At 71.5% G+C, this 16845-nt stretch carries 15 protein-coding genes and 1 tRNA gene; 3 read left to right on the forward strand and 13 right to left on the reverse strand.

All coding sequences use genetic code 11. The annotated features are described in order from the left end of the window. Positions 1-98 precede the first annotated feature (98 nt). The 8 genes from polA to CIK06_RS20015 all read right to left on the reverse strand — a co-directional run bounded on the left by polA (position 99) and on the right by CIK06_RS20015 (position 10175). Entirely contained in the window at positions 99-2786 is a 2688-nt protein-coding gene (polA, locus tag CIK06_RS19975; protein ID WP_095566109.1) for a DNA polymerase I, read from the reverse strand. Between the two features lie 143 nt (positions 2787-2929). Continuing rightward, a complete protein-coding gene (locus CIK06_RS19980) occupies positions 2930-3640 on the reverse strand; it encodes an ABC transporter ATP-binding protein (RefSeq protein ID WP_095566110.1) in 711 nt (236 codons plus the stop codon). Next, positions 3630-4568: an ABC transporter ATP-binding protein gene (locus CIK06_RS19985; protein ID WP_095566111.1), complete on the reverse strand. Its 939-nt coding sequence runs from the start codon at positions 4566-4568 to the stop codon at positions 3630-3632. The genes CIK06_RS19980 and CIK06_RS19985 overlap by 11 nt, the downstream gene beginning before the upstream one ends. Continuing rightward, positions 4561-5655, reverse strand: coding sequence for a branched-chain amino acid ABC transporter permease (locus CIK06_RS19990; protein WP_095567974.1), 1095 nt, complete (start codon positions 5653-5655; stop codon positions 4561-4563). The genes CIK06_RS19985 and CIK06_RS19990 overlap by 8 nt, the downstream gene beginning before the upstream one ends. Before the next feature lie 50 nt (positions 5656-5705). Next, positions 5706-6689: a branched-chain amino acid ABC transporter permease gene (locus CIK06_RS19995; RefSeq protein WP_095566112.1), complete on the reverse strand. Its 984-nt coding sequence runs from the start codon at positions 6687-6689 to the stop codon at positions 5706-5708. Positions 6690-6751: 62 nt separating this feature from the next. Beyond that, positions 6752-7897, reverse strand: a complete 1146-nt coding sequence (locus tag CIK06_RS20000; protein WP_095566113.1) for a branched-chain amino acid ABC transporter substrate-binding protein — start codon at positions 7895-7897, stop codon at positions 6752-6754. Between the two features lie 229 nt (positions 7898-8126). After that, positions 8127-9329, reverse strand: coding sequence for a hypothetical protein (locus CIK06_RS20005; protein ID WP_095566114.1), 1203 nt, complete (start codon positions 9327-9329; stop codon positions 8127-8129). 210 nt (positions 9330-9539) lie between these two features. Further along, positions 9540-10175: an ANTAR domain-containing response regulator gene (locus CIK06_RS20015; RefSeq protein ID WP_095566116.1), complete on the reverse strand. Its 636-nt coding sequence runs from the start codon at positions 10173-10175 to the stop codon at positions 9540-9542. Between the two features lie 90 nt (positions 10176-10265). Here CIK06_RS20015 and CIK06_RS20020 point away from each other — a divergent pair. From CIK06_RS20020 to CIK06_RS20030, 3 genes are all read left to right on the forward strand, one after another. Then, positions 10266-10349: transfer RNA gene (locus CIK06_RS20020), tRNA-Leu, on the forward strand. A 37-nt stretch (positions 10350-10386) separates the two neighbouring features. Further along, positions 10387-11136, forward strand: a complete 750-nt coding sequence (locus tag CIK06_RS20025; protein WP_095566117.1) for a transcriptional regulator — start codon at positions 10387-10389, stop codon at positions 11134-11136. Between the two features lie 43 nt (positions 11137-11179). After that, complete coding sequence (locus tag CIK06_RS20030; RefSeq protein WP_095566118.1) at positions 11180-12184, forward strand: LLM class flavin-dependent oxidoreductase; 1005 nt, start codon at positions 11180-11182, stop codon at positions 12182-12184. A gap of 123 nt (positions 12185-12307) precedes the next feature. Here CIK06_RS20030 and CIK06_RS20035 read toward each other — a convergent pair whose 3' ends face one another. The 5 genes from CIK06_RS20035 to CIK06_RS20055 form a co-directional block, all read right to left on the reverse strand. Continuing rightward, positions 12308-13222 carry a sulfite exporter TauE/SafE family protein gene (locus CIK06_RS20035; protein WP_095566119.1) on the reverse strand — a complete coding sequence of 305 codons (915 nt, stop codon included), beginning with the start codon at positions 13220-13222 and terminating at the stop codon, positions 12308-12310. 151 nt (positions 13223-13373) lie between these two features. Beyond that, on the reverse strand, positions 13374-13847 hold the full coding sequence (locus CIK06_RS20040) for an Rrf2 family transcriptional regulator (RefSeq protein WP_095566120.1): 474 nt from the start codon (positions 13845-13847) through the stop codon (positions 13374-13376). A 49-nt stretch (positions 13848-13896) separates the two neighbouring features. Further along, positions 13897-14778: an acyl-CoA thioesterase II gene (locus tag CIK06_RS20045; protein ID WP_095566121.1), complete on the reverse strand. Its 882-nt coding sequence runs from the start codon at positions 14776-14778 to the stop codon at positions 13897-13899. Then, positions 14775-16223 carry a pyruvate kinase gene (gene pyk, locus CIK06_RS20050; RefSeq protein ID WP_095566122.1) on the reverse strand — a complete coding sequence of 483 codons (1449 nt, stop codon included), beginning with the start codon at positions 16221-16223 and terminating at the stop codon, positions 14775-14777. The genes CIK06_RS20045 and pyk overlap by 4 nt, the downstream gene beginning before the upstream one ends. 221 nt (positions 16224-16444) lie before the next feature. Then, positions 16445-16834, reverse strand: coding sequence for a YciI family protein (locus CIK06_RS20055; RefSeq protein WP_095566123.1), 390 nt, complete (start codon positions 16832-16834; stop codon positions 16445-16447). Positions 16835-16845: the final 11 nt, after the last annotated feature.

A 16845-nucleotide genomic window follows, 5' to 3' on the forward strand; every position in this document is an offset into this window, starting at 1 on the left:
GGCGGCCCGGCGGCGCCCGGCGTTCGGGCGGTCAGGTCCGACCCGTGCGGGCCGGGCTGCCCGCAACCCCGGCCCGGCGGCGTTCGGCGTTCGGGCGGTCAGTGCTCGGCGCTGTTCCAGTCCCGGCCGGCACCGACCGACACCTCCAGCGGCACCTGGAGCGGGTACGCCCCGCCCATCTCGCGGCGGACCACCTCGACCAGCGCGTCCCGCTCGCCGGGGGCGACCTCGAAGACCAGTTCGTCGTGCACCTGCAGCAGCATCCGCGAGCCGAGATCGGAGCCGCGCAGCGCGGCGTCCACCTGGAGCATCGCCTTCTTGATGATGTCGGCGGCGGAGCCCTGGATGGGGGCGTTGAGCGCCATCCGCTCGGCCATCTCCCGCCGCTGCCGGTTGTCGCTGACCAGATCCGGCAGGTAGCGGCGACGGCCGAGGATCGTCTCGGTGTACCCGTCCCGCCGGGCCCGGTCCACCACCTCGTGCAGGTAGTCCCGTACCCCGCCGAACCGGCTGAAGTACTCCTCCATCAGCCCCCGCGCCTCCTCGGCGGAGATGCCGAGCTGCTGGGAGAGCCCGAACGCGCTCAGCCCGTACGCGAGGCCGTAGTTCATCGCCTTGATCTTGCGCCGCTGGTCGGCGGTCACCTCGGACAGCGGCACGGTGAACACCGACGAGGCCGTGGCGGCGTGGAAGTCCGCGCCGGAGTTGAACGCCTCGATCAACGCGGCGTCCCCGGACAGATGCGCCATGATCCGCATCTCGATCTGGCTGTAGTCGGCCGACAGCAGCGACTCGTACCCCTCCCCCACCACGAACGCCCGGCGGATCCGCCTGCCCTCCTCGGTGCGGATGGGGATGTTCTGCAGGTTGGGGTCGGTCGAGGAGAGCCGGCCGGTGGCCGCGACGGTCTGGTTGAACGTGGTGTGGATGCGCCCGTCCGGGGAGACCGACTTGAGCAGGCCGTCCACCGTGGACTTCAGCCGGGCCACGTCGCGGTGCCGGAGCAGGTGCGCTAGCAGCGGGTGCTCGGTCTGCACGAACAGCCACTGCAGCGCGTCGGCGTCGGTGGTGTAGCCGGTCTTGATCCGCTTCGTCTTCGGCAGGCCGAGATCGCCGAACAGGATCTCCTGCAACTGCTTCGGCGAGCCCAGGTTGAACTCCCGGCCCACCACCGCGTACGCCGCCTGGGCGGCCTCCTTCACCCCGGCCGCGAAGTGCGCCTCCAGCTCCGACAGGTAGTCCGTGTCGGCGGCGATGCCGATCCGCTCCATCGTGCCCAGGACACCCACCAGCGGCAGCTCCACCTCGGCCAGCAGCCGGCTGGACAGCTCCCCGTCCCGGGCCAGTTCGGCGCCGATCGCCTCGGCCAGATCCAGGGTGGCCCGGGCGCGCAGCATCAGGTTGCGCTCGACCTCGCCCTCGTCGCCCAGGCCGTCGATGGTGAGCTGACCGTCGGCCGGGGCGTCCACCTTCAGCTCCCGGTGCAGGTAGCGCAGGGCCAGGTCGGTCAGGTCGTACGAGCGCTGGTCGGGCCGGGCCAGGTAGGCGGCCAGCGCGGTGTCCCGGGCCACCCCGCCCAGCGACCAGCCGCGCTCGGCGAACGCCAGCATCGCCGGCTTGCTGTCGTGCAACACCTTGGGCCGCTGCGCGTCGGCCAGCCAGGCGGCCACGGCCGCGTCGTCGGCCGGCTCCAGCGCCGCCGGGTCGAACCAGGCCGCCACCCCGTCGGCGGTCGCCAGGGCCATCCCGGTCAGCTCACCGGCGCCGCGCCCGAAGCTGCCGCTGACCGCCACCCCGCACGGGGTGCCGGCCGGCAGGTGCGTCTCGATCCAGCCGGCCACCGCACCGGCGCCGAGCTGCTCGCCGGCCAGCTCGAACCCGGCCTCGGCCTCCGGTTCCACCGCGTCGAGGTACTGGTAGAGCCGGTCGCGCAGGATCCGGAACTCCAGCGTGTCGAAGACCTGGTGCACCGCCTCCCGGTCCCAGCCGGCCCAGAGCGCGTCGTCCGGGCGCAGCGGCAACTCCAGGTCGATGACCAGGCGGTTGAGATCGTAGTTGCGGATCACGTCGGCCAGCCGCTCCCGCAGGCTCTCGCCGGCCTTGCCCTTGATCGCGTCGGCCTGCGCGACCACGCCCTCCACGCCGCCGTACGTGTTGATCCACTTGGCCGCGGTCTTCGGTCCGACGCCCGGGATGCCGGAGAGGTTGTCGCTGCTCTCGCCGACCAGCGCGGCGAGGTCCCGATAGCGGTCCGGGCCGACGCCGTAGCGCTCGGTCACCGCGGCCGGATCCATCCGGGCCAGGTCCGACACGCCCTTGCGCGGGTAGAGCACGGTGACCTGCTCACCGACCAGTTGGAAGGCGTCCCGGTCGCCGGTGCAGATCAGCACCGACATCCCCGCGTCGCGCGCCTGGCAGGCCAGCGTGGCGATCACGTCGTCGGCCTCGTAGTTCTCCTTCTCGACCGCCGGGATCCGCAGCGCCGTCAGCACCTCCTTGATCAGGCTGACCTGGCCGGCGAACTCGGGCGGGCTCTCCTTGCGGCCGGCCTTGTAGTCCGCGTACTTCTCGGTGCGGAACGAGCGGCGGGACAGGTCGAAGGCCACCACGACGTGCGTCGGCCGCTCGTCCCGGAGCACGTTGATCAGCATGGAGGTGAAGCCGTAGACCGCGTTCGTCGGCTGCCCCGTGGTGGTGGAGAAGTTCTCCACCGGCAGGGCGAAGAACGCCCGGTAGGCCAGGGAATGTCCGTCGAGCAGCAGCAGGCGCGGAGTCGTCGCGGTCACGGCAGCGACTCTAGTCCGCGGCTGTGACAACGATCGCGACCGGCACGGTGCGCTGGGGGGTTTCCGCCGGGCACGCCCACTCCGGGCGGATCAGGCCCGATCCCCGGGTGGGCGTGCCGGGCGGAAACGCGACCGGCGACCGGTCAGGAAACGCCGAGGTACGCCTCCCGGACCGCCGGGTCGTGCATCAGCTCCCGGCCGCTGCCCTCCTTGACGATCCGGCCGGTCTCCAGCACGTACCCCCGGTGCGCCCGGGCGAGCGCCTGCTGGGCGTTCTGCTCGACGAGCAGGATCGTGGTGCCCTGCTCGTTGATCTCGGTGATGATGTCGAAGATCTGCTTGATCACCATCGGGGCCAGCCCCATCGACGGCTCGTCGAGCAGCAGCAGCTTCGGCCGGCTCATCAACGCCCGGCCCACCGCCAGCATCTGCTGCTCGCCGCCGGAGAGCGTCCCGCCCGGCTGCCGCCGCCGCTCGGCGAGCCGGGGAAACAGTTCGAACACCCGCTTGAGGTCGGCGGCGATCCCCGCCGTGTCCCGCCGGCTGTAGGCGCCCATGTCCAGGTTCTCCAGCACCGTCATGCCGGGGAAGATCTGCCGGCCCTCCGGAGACTGGCAGAGCCCGCGCACCACCCGCAGGTCGGCGCGCAGCCGGCTGATGTCCTCACCGGCGAAGACGATCCGCCCACCGGCCAACGGACGGATCCCGGACAACGCCCGCATCGTGGTCGTCTTGCCGGCCCCGTTGGCCCCGATCAGGGCCACGACCTCACCCTCGTCCACGTGGAGGCTGATGCCGTGCAGCGCCTCGATCCGGCCGTAGCACACGGAGACGTTGTGCAGCTCAAGCAGCATCGGCGGGCTCCCCAAGGTAGGCGGCGATCACCTTCGGGTCCCGGCTGACCTCGTCCGGCGCCCCATCGGCGATCTTCCGGCCGAACTCCAGCACCACGATCCGGTCGGTGACGCCCATGACCAGCTTCATGTCGTGCTCGATCAGCAGGACGGTGTGCCCGCGGTCGCGGATCTGGCGGATCAGATCGAGCAGGTCCTCCTTCTCGGCCGGGTTGAACCCGGCGGCCGGCTCGTCCAGGCAGATCAGCTTCGGCTCGGTGCCGAGCGCCCGGGCGATCTCCAGCCGCCGCTGGTACCCGTACGGAAGGTTGCGGGCCAGGTCGTTGGCCCGGTCGGCGATCCCGACGAAGCGCAACAGTTCCATCGCCATGGACTCGGCCGCCCGCTCCTCCAGGATGTACCGGGAGAGGCCGAAGATCCGGGCCGAGGACCGGCGCAGTTGCTGCCAGGCCCGCAACGGCCCGCCGGAGGCCGTGACCTGCGGCAGTTCCTCCGGATCCGGGCGCTTGCGGTAGAGCCGGAACAGCGCCCCCGGCACGCTCGTGCGGTGCCGGGAGTCGGTACCCACCATCACGTTCTCCAGCGCGGTCATCTCCGGGAAGAGACGAATGTTCTGGAAGGTCCGCGAGATGCCCATCCGGCTGATCTGGTGTGGCTTGCGCCCGCTGACCCGCTCCCCGCCGAACCGGACGATTCCCGACGTCGGCCGGTAGACGCCGGTCATCACGTTGAAGCAGGTCGTCTTGCCGGCGCCGTTCGGGCCGATGAGGCCGAGAATCTCGCCGTCGTAGATCTCGAAGGCGATCTGGTCCAGCGCCACCACCCCGCCGAAGCGCAGGGTCACGTCCTCGACCTGCAGCAGCGCGCGACGCGGTTCGGGCTGGGTCGGGATCCGCGGCGCCGCCGCCGGGCTGGCCGCCTCAGACATTGACAGTCGCCTCCTTCGCGCGATCCCGCAGTTCCCGGGCACGCCGGACGCTCGGGATCAGCCCCTGCGGGCGCAGGATCATCACCAGCACCATCGCCAGACCGAAGACCAGCCACCGGTAGTCGGCCACCTCGCGGAACCGCTCCGGAAGGTAGGCCAGCAGCACGGCGCCGACCGACACCCCCACCATGTTGCCGGAGCCGCCGACGACGACCATGGCGACGAACAGGATGGAGAGGTTCGCGTTGAACTGGGTGGGGTCGATGAACGCGTACCGGCTGGCGAACAGGAAGCCGGAGAGGCCGCCGAGCGCCGCACCGATGGCGAACGCCCACAGCTTGAACTTGAACCCGGGCACGCCCATCACCGCGGCGGCGTCCTCGTCCTCCCGGATCGCCAGCCAGGACCGGCCGACCCGGCTGTGCTCCAACCGCCGCACCCCGATCACCATGATCAGCACCGCGGTGAGGGCCAGCCAGTACCACGGCTTCACGTCGATCAGGCCGAAGATCTGGTTGTCGGCCGACGGCGGGCCCTCCGGGCCGGGAATCGCGGAGATACCCTGCGGCCCGTTGGTCACCCCGTCCAGGTTCCGGGCGACGATCCTGATGATCTCGCCGAAGCCGAGGGTGACGATCGCCAGGTAGTCGCCGCGCAGCCGGAGGGTCGGCCAGCCGAGCAGGACCCCGGAGATCAACGCCAGGACCAGCGCGATCGGGATGCAGATCGCCCAGCTGATCGCCCAGGTCGCGGGCAGGTCGAACCGGTGCTGGATCGCCTGCACCACGGGCGAGTTCGGCGAGCCGAACAGCGCCACGCTGTACGCGCCGATGGCGAAGAATCCGATGTAGCCCAGGTCGAGCAGGCCAGCCAGGCCGACCACCACGTTGAGCCCGATCGCCACCAGCACGTAGACCGCGCAGGTGAAGAGCACACCGGCCCAGTTGCTGCCGCCGTCGATGGAATCCGTCCGCAGCCAGATCAGGCCGGGGATGCCCAGCAGCGGCAGGTAGTAGAGGAAGACGACGAACGCGGCCAGTCCCAGCCAGCGCTGCCAGGCCGGCAGACCCCGCACGCGGTTGCCGATGGCGGCCAGCAGCGCGAGACGCCGGGCGTTGATCCGGTGGAATGTGTCGATCACGCCCTTGCCCTCCCGAGAGACTCACCGAGCAGACCGGTCGGCCGGAACATCAGCACCACGATGAGCACCACGAACGCCACCACATCCTCCCAGCGGGACTGGAAGAGGGTGGCGCCGTAGACCTCCACCACGCCGAGCAGCAGCCCGCCGAGCAGGGCACCCCGCAGGTTGCCGATGCCGCCGAGCACCGCCGCGGTGAACGCCTTGAGCCCGAGCACGAAGCCGACGCTGTTCTGGGTGAACCCGAAGCGCATGCTCCACAGCAGCGCCGCGGCGCCGGCCATGATCCCACCCAGCACGAAGATCAGCATGATGACGCGGTCCTGGTTGACCCCCATCAGCGCGGCCGTCTCCGGGTTCTGCGCCACCGCCCGGACACCCCGGCCGTACCGGGTGTGGTTGATGAACCAGTCCAGCGCGGCCATCATGGCCACCGCCGACACCACCACGATCAACTGGACGTTGGTGATCACGGTGTTGCCGATGGTGATGACACCGTGCTGGCCGATGATCGTCGGCATGCCGACGATCTGCCGGGGCCGACCGAACAGGGTCGGCAGGAAGCCACCCGCGACATCCGGCAGCAACTGGCCGAACACCTCGATCAGGATCAGGGAGAGACCGATCGCCGTGATGAGGAAGATGAGTGGGGGCGCGTTGCGCCGGCGCAGCGGCCGGTAGGCGATCCGCTCGATCGCCAGCGCCACACCGCCCGAGGCGGCCGCCGCGGCGAGCAGGCCCACCACCAGCAGAAGCACCGCCACCCCCAGCGGCGGGTTGTTCTTGGCCCCGAGCGCGGTCCACACCCCGAGCACCGCGAAGGTGCCCACCATGAAGACCTCGGAGTGCGCGAAGTTGATCAGGCGCAGCACGCCGTAGACGAGGGTGTAGCCGAGCGCAATCAGCGCGTAGATGGCGCCCTTGGACAGTCCGTCGACGGTGTGTTGACCGAGATGGCCGATGAGATCGTGGAAATTCACCCTTGCTCCTCGCGTGGAGTGCGGCCGGGGTCATCCCCCGGCCGCACCTCTAGACGCCGCCGTCAGGAAAGCTTGAGTTCCTCAAGCGGGGTGAACTGGGTGCCCGTGACCTGGTAGGACCAGATCACGACCTTCGACGGGTCCACGTCACCGTTCGCGTCGAACTTGATGTACTTCGAAACCCCCTGCTTGTCGTAGGAGTTGACGAAGTCGAGGATGTCCTTGCGGGACTGCTTGCCGGCGTCGAACGCGTCCAGGAAGATCTGGGCCGCGTCGAAGCCCTCCGCGCCGTACGAGCCCGGCGGCTGGCCGTACTCCTTCTGGTAGTCGGCGCCGAACGTGCCGCCCGCCTTGTCCGGCGGCAGGCAGGGGCAGGTGATGATGGCGCCGTCGGCGCCGCCGGCCGCACCCTCCGGGAAGGCCGGGTCGTACAGGCCGTCCGGACCGATGAACTTCGCGGTGATCCCGGCCGAACGCATCTGCCGCACCAGCGGAGCGGCCTCCCGGGTGTAGCCGCCGTAGAACACGAAGTCCGCGCCCGCCGCCTTGATCTTGGAGATGGTGGCGTCGAACTGCGACTGCTTCTCCTGGATCTTGTCGCTGCCGGCCATGCTGGAACCGAGGTTCTTGCCCAGCTCGGCGGTGATGCCGGCGCCGTACGCGCTGCCGTCATCGATCAGGAACGCCTTCTGCGCGTTCTGCCCCTTGAGGTACGTCGCCACCGCGGCGGCCTGCGTGCCGTCGTTGCCGACAACCCGGTGGAACGCCTTGTTGCCCTTCTGCGTCAGGTCGATCCGGGTGGCCGACGGGCTGATCATGGCCATGCCCGCGGCCTCGTAGATCGGCATCGTCGCGTCCGTCTCACCCGAGAAGTGACCGCCGATCACACCGAGGAAGCTGTTGTCCCCCGCCACCTGGTTGGCCACCGGAGTCGCCTGGGCCGGGTCGCCCTGGGTGTCGAACTGCTGCAGGGTGACCTGGCAGTCGGCCTTGCTCTCGTTGTGCTGCTTCACGGCGAGCTTGGCGCCGTTCAGCGACGGCAGTACCAGGCCAGCGTTGTCGCCGGTGAACGCGCCGAAGACCGCGATCTTCCCGCCACAGGCGGCGGCGTCGCTGTCCCCACCGCCCGACTCCTGGCAGCCGGCCGCCGCCACCATGACGGCGGCGAAAGCGGCGGCGCCCAGCGCCCGAACATATTCTCGCCTCACGGCCTCTTGACCTCCCTCGAGTGCAGGAGGCGACCGCCGGAGCAGTGGCGAACCCCTGACCCGCAAGTCCGCCCGACCGGCAGGAACACCCCTGCATAACGACTTGTGATGGCGGAGCGTACCGACACTCGATCGCTCTTCGGAAGAGTTGCCGGCGCGACTGGCTAAACCGTTACGAACACGTGTGGGCGACTCCTGCCGCTGTAACAATCGAGGTCAGAAGTCGTGCTCATCCCGCCGGCCCGAAATCCGCCGACCAGATCGTGGCCATCGACCCCTGATCCGCGAGCAGCCAGAGCCGCTCACCCGCGCCGGCGACCGTGACCGTCCGTCCCGATCCGGCCGGTATCGCCAGCGGTGCGACCAACGGCCGCCACGTGCCACCCCGGTCCGCGGAGATCCACAGCGTGAACCCGCCGCCGCGGGACACCACCGCGACGATCCGATCCCCCACCACGGCCAGCCCGGTGACCGCCGGCACGCCGTCGGCACCGGCCGGACCGAACTCGCCAGCGGTCACCCAGCGGCCCTGATCCAGCCGCCAGGCGCCGAACACCGCGCCCCGCGGGCCGACCGCGACCGGCGTCCCGCCGACCACCACGACCCGCTGCAACTCGTCGTACTCGTCCGTTGCCGGTGGCTCGGCCCGGTGCCAGACCCGCCCATCCGGCGACGACCAGGCCGCCGGATCGCGGTCGATCCTTCCGGGCCGCAGGATGCCACCCACCACCAGCCAGCCCTCGCCCGTGGCCACCGCATCGGCGGCCCAGGTCAGCCCGCCCCGGTCACTGGCCAGCCCCGGCGCACCCTCGATGAGCTCGAACGCGGCGGCGTCCCGCGACACCCACGCCGCGGCCCCGCCGGACCGGTTGCCGACGATCAACCAGCCCGGCGGACCGCCGGCCATCCGGGCGACGTTGACCGCCGCCGGGCCGCCGTACGTCTCGAACGCCGCCTCGACCTCGACGAGCGCCCGGTCGCCGTCCTGCCGCCAGGTACTCACCCGGGGGTTTCCGTGCGCGCCGCCCGGCTTGGCGCCGATCGCCGCCACCTGCCCGTTTCGGCAGGCCGCGGAGTACAGCACGTTCTGCCGCCCGTAGTAGGAATCCGCGCGCACCGCGACGGCGGTCCAGGCGTCCCCGTCCGCGCTGGTCCACGCCGCCGGCCGGGTGGCACCGTCCGGACCCGCCACCGCGCCGGTCAGGAACCAGCGCCCGGCGCAGGCGGTCACGTCGCGAAGCACGATCCGGCCGGCCGCACCCGGCGGCGCCGGAAGATCGATCCGCTGCCACCCGGCCCCGGCCGGCGTGGCGGAAGCGGTCGAAGCCCTCGAAGCGGTCGGGGTGCCGCGGCCCTGCGGCGCGGCGGGGCCGCAGCCGACCAGCGTCACCGCGACGGCGACAACCACGACGACCCGCCGCGTCAACCGCATCGCCGCACACTATCGGCCGGCGCCGATCCCGCGCCAGACCCGCCGAGCGGCGCCCGCGCCGACCCGCCGGAAGATCGCCACCGGCACCGCCGCGCAGCCGGAATCCTGGCCGGTGCCGCCGGGCGGTGCGGTCCCGGCCGGTACCGCCGGGCGGTCTGGACCCTGGCCGGTGCCGCCGGGCCGCGGCCTGGGCATGGGCCTGGGCCTGGGTCAGTCGGCCGACGGGGCCTCGCCGGAGGGGGGCGCGCCGGCGCCGAGGTTCTCCGCGAGGATCCGCTCGGCCACGTCCCGCATGGTCATCCGGTGGTCCATCGCGGTCCGCTGGATCCACTTGAACGCCTGCGGCTCGGTCATCCCGTACGCCGTCATGAGCGCGCCCTTCGCCCGCTCGACGATCTTGCGGACCTCCAGCCGGTCGGTCAGGCTCGCGACCTCGGCCTCCAGGGTGGAGACCTCGGCGTACCGGGACAGCGCGATCTCGATGGCCGGCACCAGGTCGCTCTTCTGGAACGGCTTGACCAGGTACGCCATCGCGCCCGCGGCCCGCGCGCGTTCCACTAGATCGCGCTGGCTGAAGGCGGTCAGGATGATCACCGGCGCGATCCGCGACGCGGCGATCCGCTCGGCGGCGGCCAGCCCGTCCATGATCGGCATCTTGATGTCGAGGATGACCAGATCGGGCTTCAGCTCCTCGGCCAGCCGAACAGCGGTCTCGCCGTCGGCGGCCTCCCCGACGACGTCGTAGCCCTCCTCGACCAGCATCTCGGCCAGGTCGAGTCGGATCAACGCCTCGTCCTCAGCGATGAGCACCCGGCGGCGCTCCACCCCCGCCTGCGTCTCGACCACGATCCCTACCCCCACCGTTGTTCACAGAGCCACCACCATGCTCCCGCATGAGCTTAGTCAGGTACAGTGAGCCACACCGCTGAGGGCGCCGCCGGGATGGAGGAATCGGCAGACTCGGATGCCTCAAAAGCATCTGCCCGAAAGGGCGTGCGGGTTCAAGTCCCGCTCCCGGCACCCAAAATCCGTCAGACGCATGTTCGATGATTGCGGCATGCACGATCTGCGGTTGCGCGCCCAGGCGCGCAGTCAATTTCTGGCCGGTTCGTCGATAGCGCAGGTGGCACGGCAGTTCGGTCTGCCATATCCCACGGTCTGGCACTGGTGCAACGACCGACCGGAGCCGGCCCGCATGCACAGCTCGGTCCGGTGCTTCCGCTGCGACCACCGGCCGGTCGGAGCCGGTCTCGGCGCGGCGTACGCCTACCTGCTGGGTCTCTACCTGGGGGATGGCCATCTGGTCACATCGGCAAGGGTTCCGGTGCTGCGCATCTACTGCAGCACGGCCTGGCCCCGGCTCATCGACGTCGGCGAGGCCGCCATCCGCGAGGTGTTGGCCAGGTCCGTGCAGCGGGTGGTCAAGCAGGGCTGCACCGTTCTGCAGAGCTACAGCAGCCACTGGCCGTGCCTTCTCCCGCAGCACGGCCCCGGGAAGAAACACGAGCGGTCGATCGCGCTGGCCGGATGGCAGCACACGATCGTCGGGCGTCACCACGGCGACCTGCTTCGCGGGCTGTTCCACTCGGACGGGTGCCGGGTCACGAACTCGGTGCGCAAGGGACGGAAAACGTACGTCTATCCGCGTTACATGTTCACCAACGAGTCAACCGACATCATGGCGCTGTGCCAGACCTCGCTGGACGCGCTCGGCATCCCGTGGCGGATGAACCGGCCGAACTCGCTGTCGGTGGCGCGCCGGGACGCGGTGACGGCGCTCGACCAGCACGTCGGCCCCAAGGGCTGAGCGGCTCCGGAACAAACATCCGGGCGGACGGGTTGCTCGAAGCATGATCGACGTACCGCTGTCCGTCCTGGATCTGGCCCCGGTGTCCGCCGACGGCACCGTGGGGGACGCCCTGGCCAACACCACCGAACTGGCCCGGCGCACCGAGCAGCTCGGCTACCGCCGGTTCTGGGTCGCCGAACACCACAACATGCCCGGCATCGCCAGTTCGGCGCCGGCGGTGCTGCTCGCCCACCTCGCGGCGCGGACCAGCAGCATCCGGGTGGGTTCCGGCGGGGTGATGCTGCCCAACCACGCCCCGCTGGTGGTCGCCGAGCAGTTCGGCACGCTGGAGGCGTTGCACCCGGGCCGGGTCGATCTGGGCATCGGCCGGGCGCCGGGCACGGACCAGGTCACCGCGCTGGCGCTGCGGCGCACGGTGGAGGGGTTGTCCGCCGAGGGCTTTCCGCGCGAGCTGGGCGATCTGCTGAACTACTTCACGGGCGAGCGGTCGGGGCCGATCACGGCGACGCCGGGCCGGGGGGACATGCCGGCGGTGTGGCTGTTGGGGTCGAGCGGGTTCAGCGCGCAACTGGCCGGGCTGATGGGGTTGCCGTTCTCGTTCGCGCACCACTTCAGCGCCGTGAACACGGTGCCGGCGCTGGCGCTGTACCGCGAGTCGTTCCGCCCGTCCCGCTGGCTGGACCGGCCGTACGCGATGGTCGCGGTGAACACGATCTGTGCGGACACCGACGAGCGGGCGGAGTGGTTGGCCGGGCCGAGCGCGCTGTCGTTCCTGCGGCTGCGGACCGGCCGGCCGCAGCGGTTGGCCAGCCCGGAGGAGGCCGCCGGGTACGCGTACTCCGAGCCGGAGCGGGAGTTCGTGGCGCAGCGCCGGGAGGGGCAGGCGATGGGTTCGCCGGAGACCGTCCGGCGCCAGCTGGCCGACCTGGTCGAGCGGACCGGCGCCGACGAGCTGATGCTGACCACGATGGTGTACGACCTGGCCGACCGGGTCCGGTCGTTCGAGCTGGTCGCGGAGCGGGTCGCCGGCGGCCTGCGCCGCTGAGGGAGGCGCGGGCCGGACCGCCGAGGGGGCGTGAGCCGAACCGGCCGAGGGAGGCGCGGGCCGGACCGCCGAGGGGGCGTGGACCGGGACCCGGCTGCCGCGGGTCCCGGTCGTGGGTGGCGGTCAGCCCGCGACGGGTTCGAGCTGGGCCGGTTCGGCGGCGGCGAGCAGCCGGGCGGCGCGGCGGGTACGCCGCAGCGCGCGCACGGCCAGCACGAACGCGACCACCCAGCCGGCCACGACGAGGGCGTACCCGATGGCGCGGGGTGCGGCCGCGACGTCGAAGCCGCGCAGCAGGTTGCGGGTGTTGGTGAGCACGATCAGGCCGCCGACTCCGGCGCCGAGCAGTTGGGCCGGGACGATCCGGACCAGCCAGGCGGCGACCGGGGCGGCGAGCAGGCCGCCGATGAGCAGGGCGAGCACGGTCGGCAGGACGAAGCCCTGGGTGCCGAGGCCGATCAGGAAGCCGCCGCTGGCGGCCATGGCGACGACGAATTCGCTGGTGTCGACCGAGCCGATCACCTTGCGCGGTTCGACCCGGCCGGAGACCAGCAGCGAGGGGGTGGCCACCGGTCCCCAGCCGCCGCCTCCGGTGGCGTCGATGAAGCCGGCGAGCAGGCCGAGCGGGGCGAGGAAGCGGGCTCGCGGCGGTTGGTCGGTGCGGGGCGCCCGCAGCGGCCGGGCGAAGCGGACCAGCAGGTAGGTGCCGAGGCCGAAGAGGATGGCCGCCATCCACGGCCCGGCGGCCTCGGTGGAGATGGAGCTGAGCACGGTGGCTCCGGCGAACGCGCCGGCGGCTCCGGGCAGGGCGATCCGGCGGACGACCCGCCAGTCGACGTTGCCGAATCGCCAGTGTGCGGCGCCGGAGGCGAGGGTGGTGCCGATCTCGGCGAGGTGCACCGATGCGGACGCGGCGGCCGGCGCCACTCCGACGGCCAGCAGCAGGGTCGAGGATGTGACCCCGTAGGCCATGCCGAGCGCCCCGTCGACCAGTTGGGCGGCGAGGCCCACCAGGGCGAGGACCAGAAGCTTCCGCACGGGCGGCACCTCCGTTTTAGATATCACCCACCAATTTAGTCGAGAATGCGGTACGGCGACGCGTCCGTCAACGACCCGTCCGGTGGGCGGGACGGCGGCCGAACGGTCGGCCGCGCTCGGAATTTCGGGCCGTGGCGGTCTGGGCTACCCCTCAGACCCAGGCGCCCGGATCGGAGGTCAGCTCGGTGACCCGCCGGGGCAGTACGCCGGCCGCCACGTCGGCGATGGTGACGAGTTCCAGGATCTGCCGCTCGTTGGCGCGCAACGCGATCCAGACCTCCTGGAGCGCCCGGGCGGCCCCCTGGTAGCCGATATCCTCCGGTCGCTGCCCGCGGATGTTGGCCAACGGCCCGTCGATCACCCGGATGACGTCGGCCAGCGAGATCTCCTCGGCGGGCCGGGCCAGCGAGTATCCGCCCTCCGGCCCGCGCTGGGCCTGCACGACGCCGCCGCGGCGCAACTGGAGCAGGATGCTCTCCAGGAACTTGGGCGGGATGCCCTGCGCGCGGGCCACCTGCTCGGCGGTCACCAGTCGGCGGCCACCGGGGGCCGTCGGGGAACGATCGGCGGCGGCCAACTCGGCAACGGCGCGCAGTGCATAGTCAACCCGGGCGGAAAGTCGCACAGGGTCAGGCTAGTCCGCCTCCGCTCGGGACCGAACGGAGGACCGGCGGCTATCCGCCGACCCGGCGCAGCAGGCCCTCCTGCACGACGCTGGCGATCTGCCGGCCGTCGCGGGTGAACATCCGGCCGGTGGCCAGGCCGCGGCCGCCGGAGGCCGACGGGCTCCAGCAGTCGTACAGGAACCACTCGTCGGCCCGGAACGGGCGGTGGAACCACACCGCGTGGTCGAGGCTGGCGCCCACCACTCCGCCCGGACCCCACACCTCGCCGTGCACCGAGAGCACGGAGTCCAGCAGCGTGAGGTCCGAGGCGTAGGTCAGTGCGCAGGCGTGCAGCAGCGGGTCGTCCGGGAGCTTGCCGTCGATGCGCATCCAGACCCGCTGGTGCGGGTCCGCCGGCCGGCTACCCGGGCGGACCCAGCCCGGTTCGCCGACGTACCGCACGTCGATGGGGCGCGGGATCTGCCCCCAGATGCCGAGCCGCTCCGGATAGCGGGCCAGCCGGTCGGCCATCGTGGGCACCTCGTCCGGTTGCGGCACGTCGGGCGGGCTGGGCGCGTGGTGGTCCAGCCCTTCCTCGGTACGTTGGAACGAGGCGGACATGAAGAAGATCGGCTCGTCGTGCTGGATGGCCACGGACCGGCGTACCGAGAAGGACCGGCCGTCCCGGACGGCCTCGACCTGGTAGTCGATCGGTTCGGCCGCGTCGCCCGGGCGGACGAAGTAGCCGTGCAGCGAGTGCACGAACCGGTCCGGCCCGACCGTGCGGCCGGCCGCCACCAGGGCCTGACCGGCGACCTGGCCGCCGTACACCCGTTGTGGTCCGACCGGCGGGCTGATCCCCCGGAAGGTCATGTCGGCCGTCTGGTCGAGGTCCAGCACCGCGAGGAGCTGGTCCACGGCCGCCTGGCCGACGAGGACCTCGCCGGTCACCGGCGCCCCCGCGCGTCCGCGGCGTTGACCAGCGAACCGAGCTGGTGCACCCGCAGCGTGTTGGTCGATCCGGGGGTGCCGGGCGGGCTGCCCGCCACGATCACCACGTAGTCGCCGGGGTTGGCCCGGTCCAGGCCCAGCAGCGCCTGGTCGACCTGCCGGAACATGTCGTCGGTGTGCTGGACGAACGGCATGAGGAACGTCTCCACGCCCCAGGTGAGGGCGAGCTGGTCGCGCACCTCCGGTACCGGGGTGAAGGCCAGCAGCGGCAGGTCGCAGTGCAGTCGGGACAGCCGGCGCACGGTGTCGCCGGTCTGCGAGAACGCCACCAGCGCCTTGGCGCCGATGGCCCGGGCGATCGACGAGGCAGCGGAGGTGAGGGCGCCGCCGTGGGTCCGCGGGTCGTGCTGCAACCGGGGTACGCCGATCGAACCGGCCTCGGTGGTCGTGACGATCTTGGCCATCGTGCTCACGGTGAGCACCGGATACTTGCCGACGCTGGTCTCGCCGGACAGCATCACCGCGTCGGCGCCGTCCAGGACGGCGTTCGCCACGTCGGACGCCTCGGCGCGGGTGGGCCGGGAGTTCTCGATCATGGAGTCGAGCATCTGGGTCGCCACGATGACCGGCTTGGCGTTCTCCCGGCACAGCTGCACGGCCCGCTTCTGCACCAGCGGCACCTGGTCCAGCGGCAGTTCGACGCCCAGGTCGCCGCGGGCCACCATGACGCCGTCGAAGGAGCTGACGATGGCCTCGAGGTTGTCGACCGCCTCCGGCTTCTCCACCTTGGCCAGCACCGGGCGGTGGATCCCCAGCTCCGCCATGATGCCGTGCACCAGCTTGATGTCCTCGGCCGAGCGGACGAACGACAGCGCCACGAGGTCGACGCCGAGCCGCAGCGCGAACCGCAGGTCGTCGGCGTCCTTCTCCGACAGCGCCGGCACGCTCACCGCGACGTTGGGCAGCGAGACGCCCTTGTTGTTGGACACCGGGCCGCCCTCGGTGACCAGGCAGCGGATGTCGTTGCCGGTGACCGTGCTGACCTCGACCGCCACCTTGCCGTCGTCGATCAGCAGCCGGTCGCCCGGCTTCACCTCCCGCGGCAGCTTGCTGTAGGTGCAGGAGACCCGCTCCCGGGTGCCGACGACGTCGTCACCGGTGATCACCACGGAGTCGCCGGTCCGCCACTCGTGCGGGCCGTCGGCGAAGCGGCCCAGCCGGATCTTCGGCCCCTGCAGGTCGGCGAGGGTCGCCACCGCCCGTCCGGTGGTTTCGGCGGCACGCCGTACCAGATGGAAGACCTTTTCGTGGTCCTCGTGGCTACCATGGCTGAAGTTCAACCTGGCTACGTCCATACCCGCCTCGACCAGTCCCCGGATCCGCTCCGGTGACGAGGTTGCGGGGCCCAGCGTGCAGACGATCTTCGCGCGGCGTGTCACGCCCATGAGGCTAGTCTCTCCCCCGGGTCGACCCGCCGGTCGACCCCTGTCGGAATCCGGAACAGTCGCCCAACCTTCGGCGACGCCCCACGCGGGGACGGCCGACGGTCGAACGCCGGATTTGTTCGGGTGCGGGCAACGGCGACCGCAACCGGCAAGCGTACTCGCGATCGTCCGGCGATGGGGAGCCGGCCCGGCCCGTCCGGACAACATCCCGACACCCAGGGTCAGGCCTCCTCACCGCCGGCGGGAAACGCCCGGCCGGCCGCCTGCGGAAACGCCAGCGAACCGGCCGGGGCGAGGAAGGTCAGCACGTCCACCCGGTACAGCCCGGCCTGCACGCCCGGGTCCGCCGAGACCAGCAGCCGCACGTCGGACACCGATCCGGTGCGGCACAGCCCGAAGCCGCACGGCGGATCGGGGTTGCGGGCCTGGCCGTCGACCGCGCCGGCCACCAGGATCACCCCGCGTTCGTGCAGCTTCTGCAGGTACGCGGCATGCTCACCCTGGATCTTGCGCGCGGTCTCGGGCTTGAGCACCCGCCCGGCGGGCCCCGGATAGAACACGATGCACTCGTACGTGTCGAGCGCGTAGTCGACCTCCGGAACGTCGGCCATCGCACCCCCTC

The sequence above is a fragment of the Plantactinospora sp. KBS50 genome (assembly GCF_002285795.1).
In the GTDB taxonomy this organism is placed as follows: Bacteria; Actinomycetota; Actinomycetes; order Mycobacteriales; family Micromonosporaceae; genus KBS50.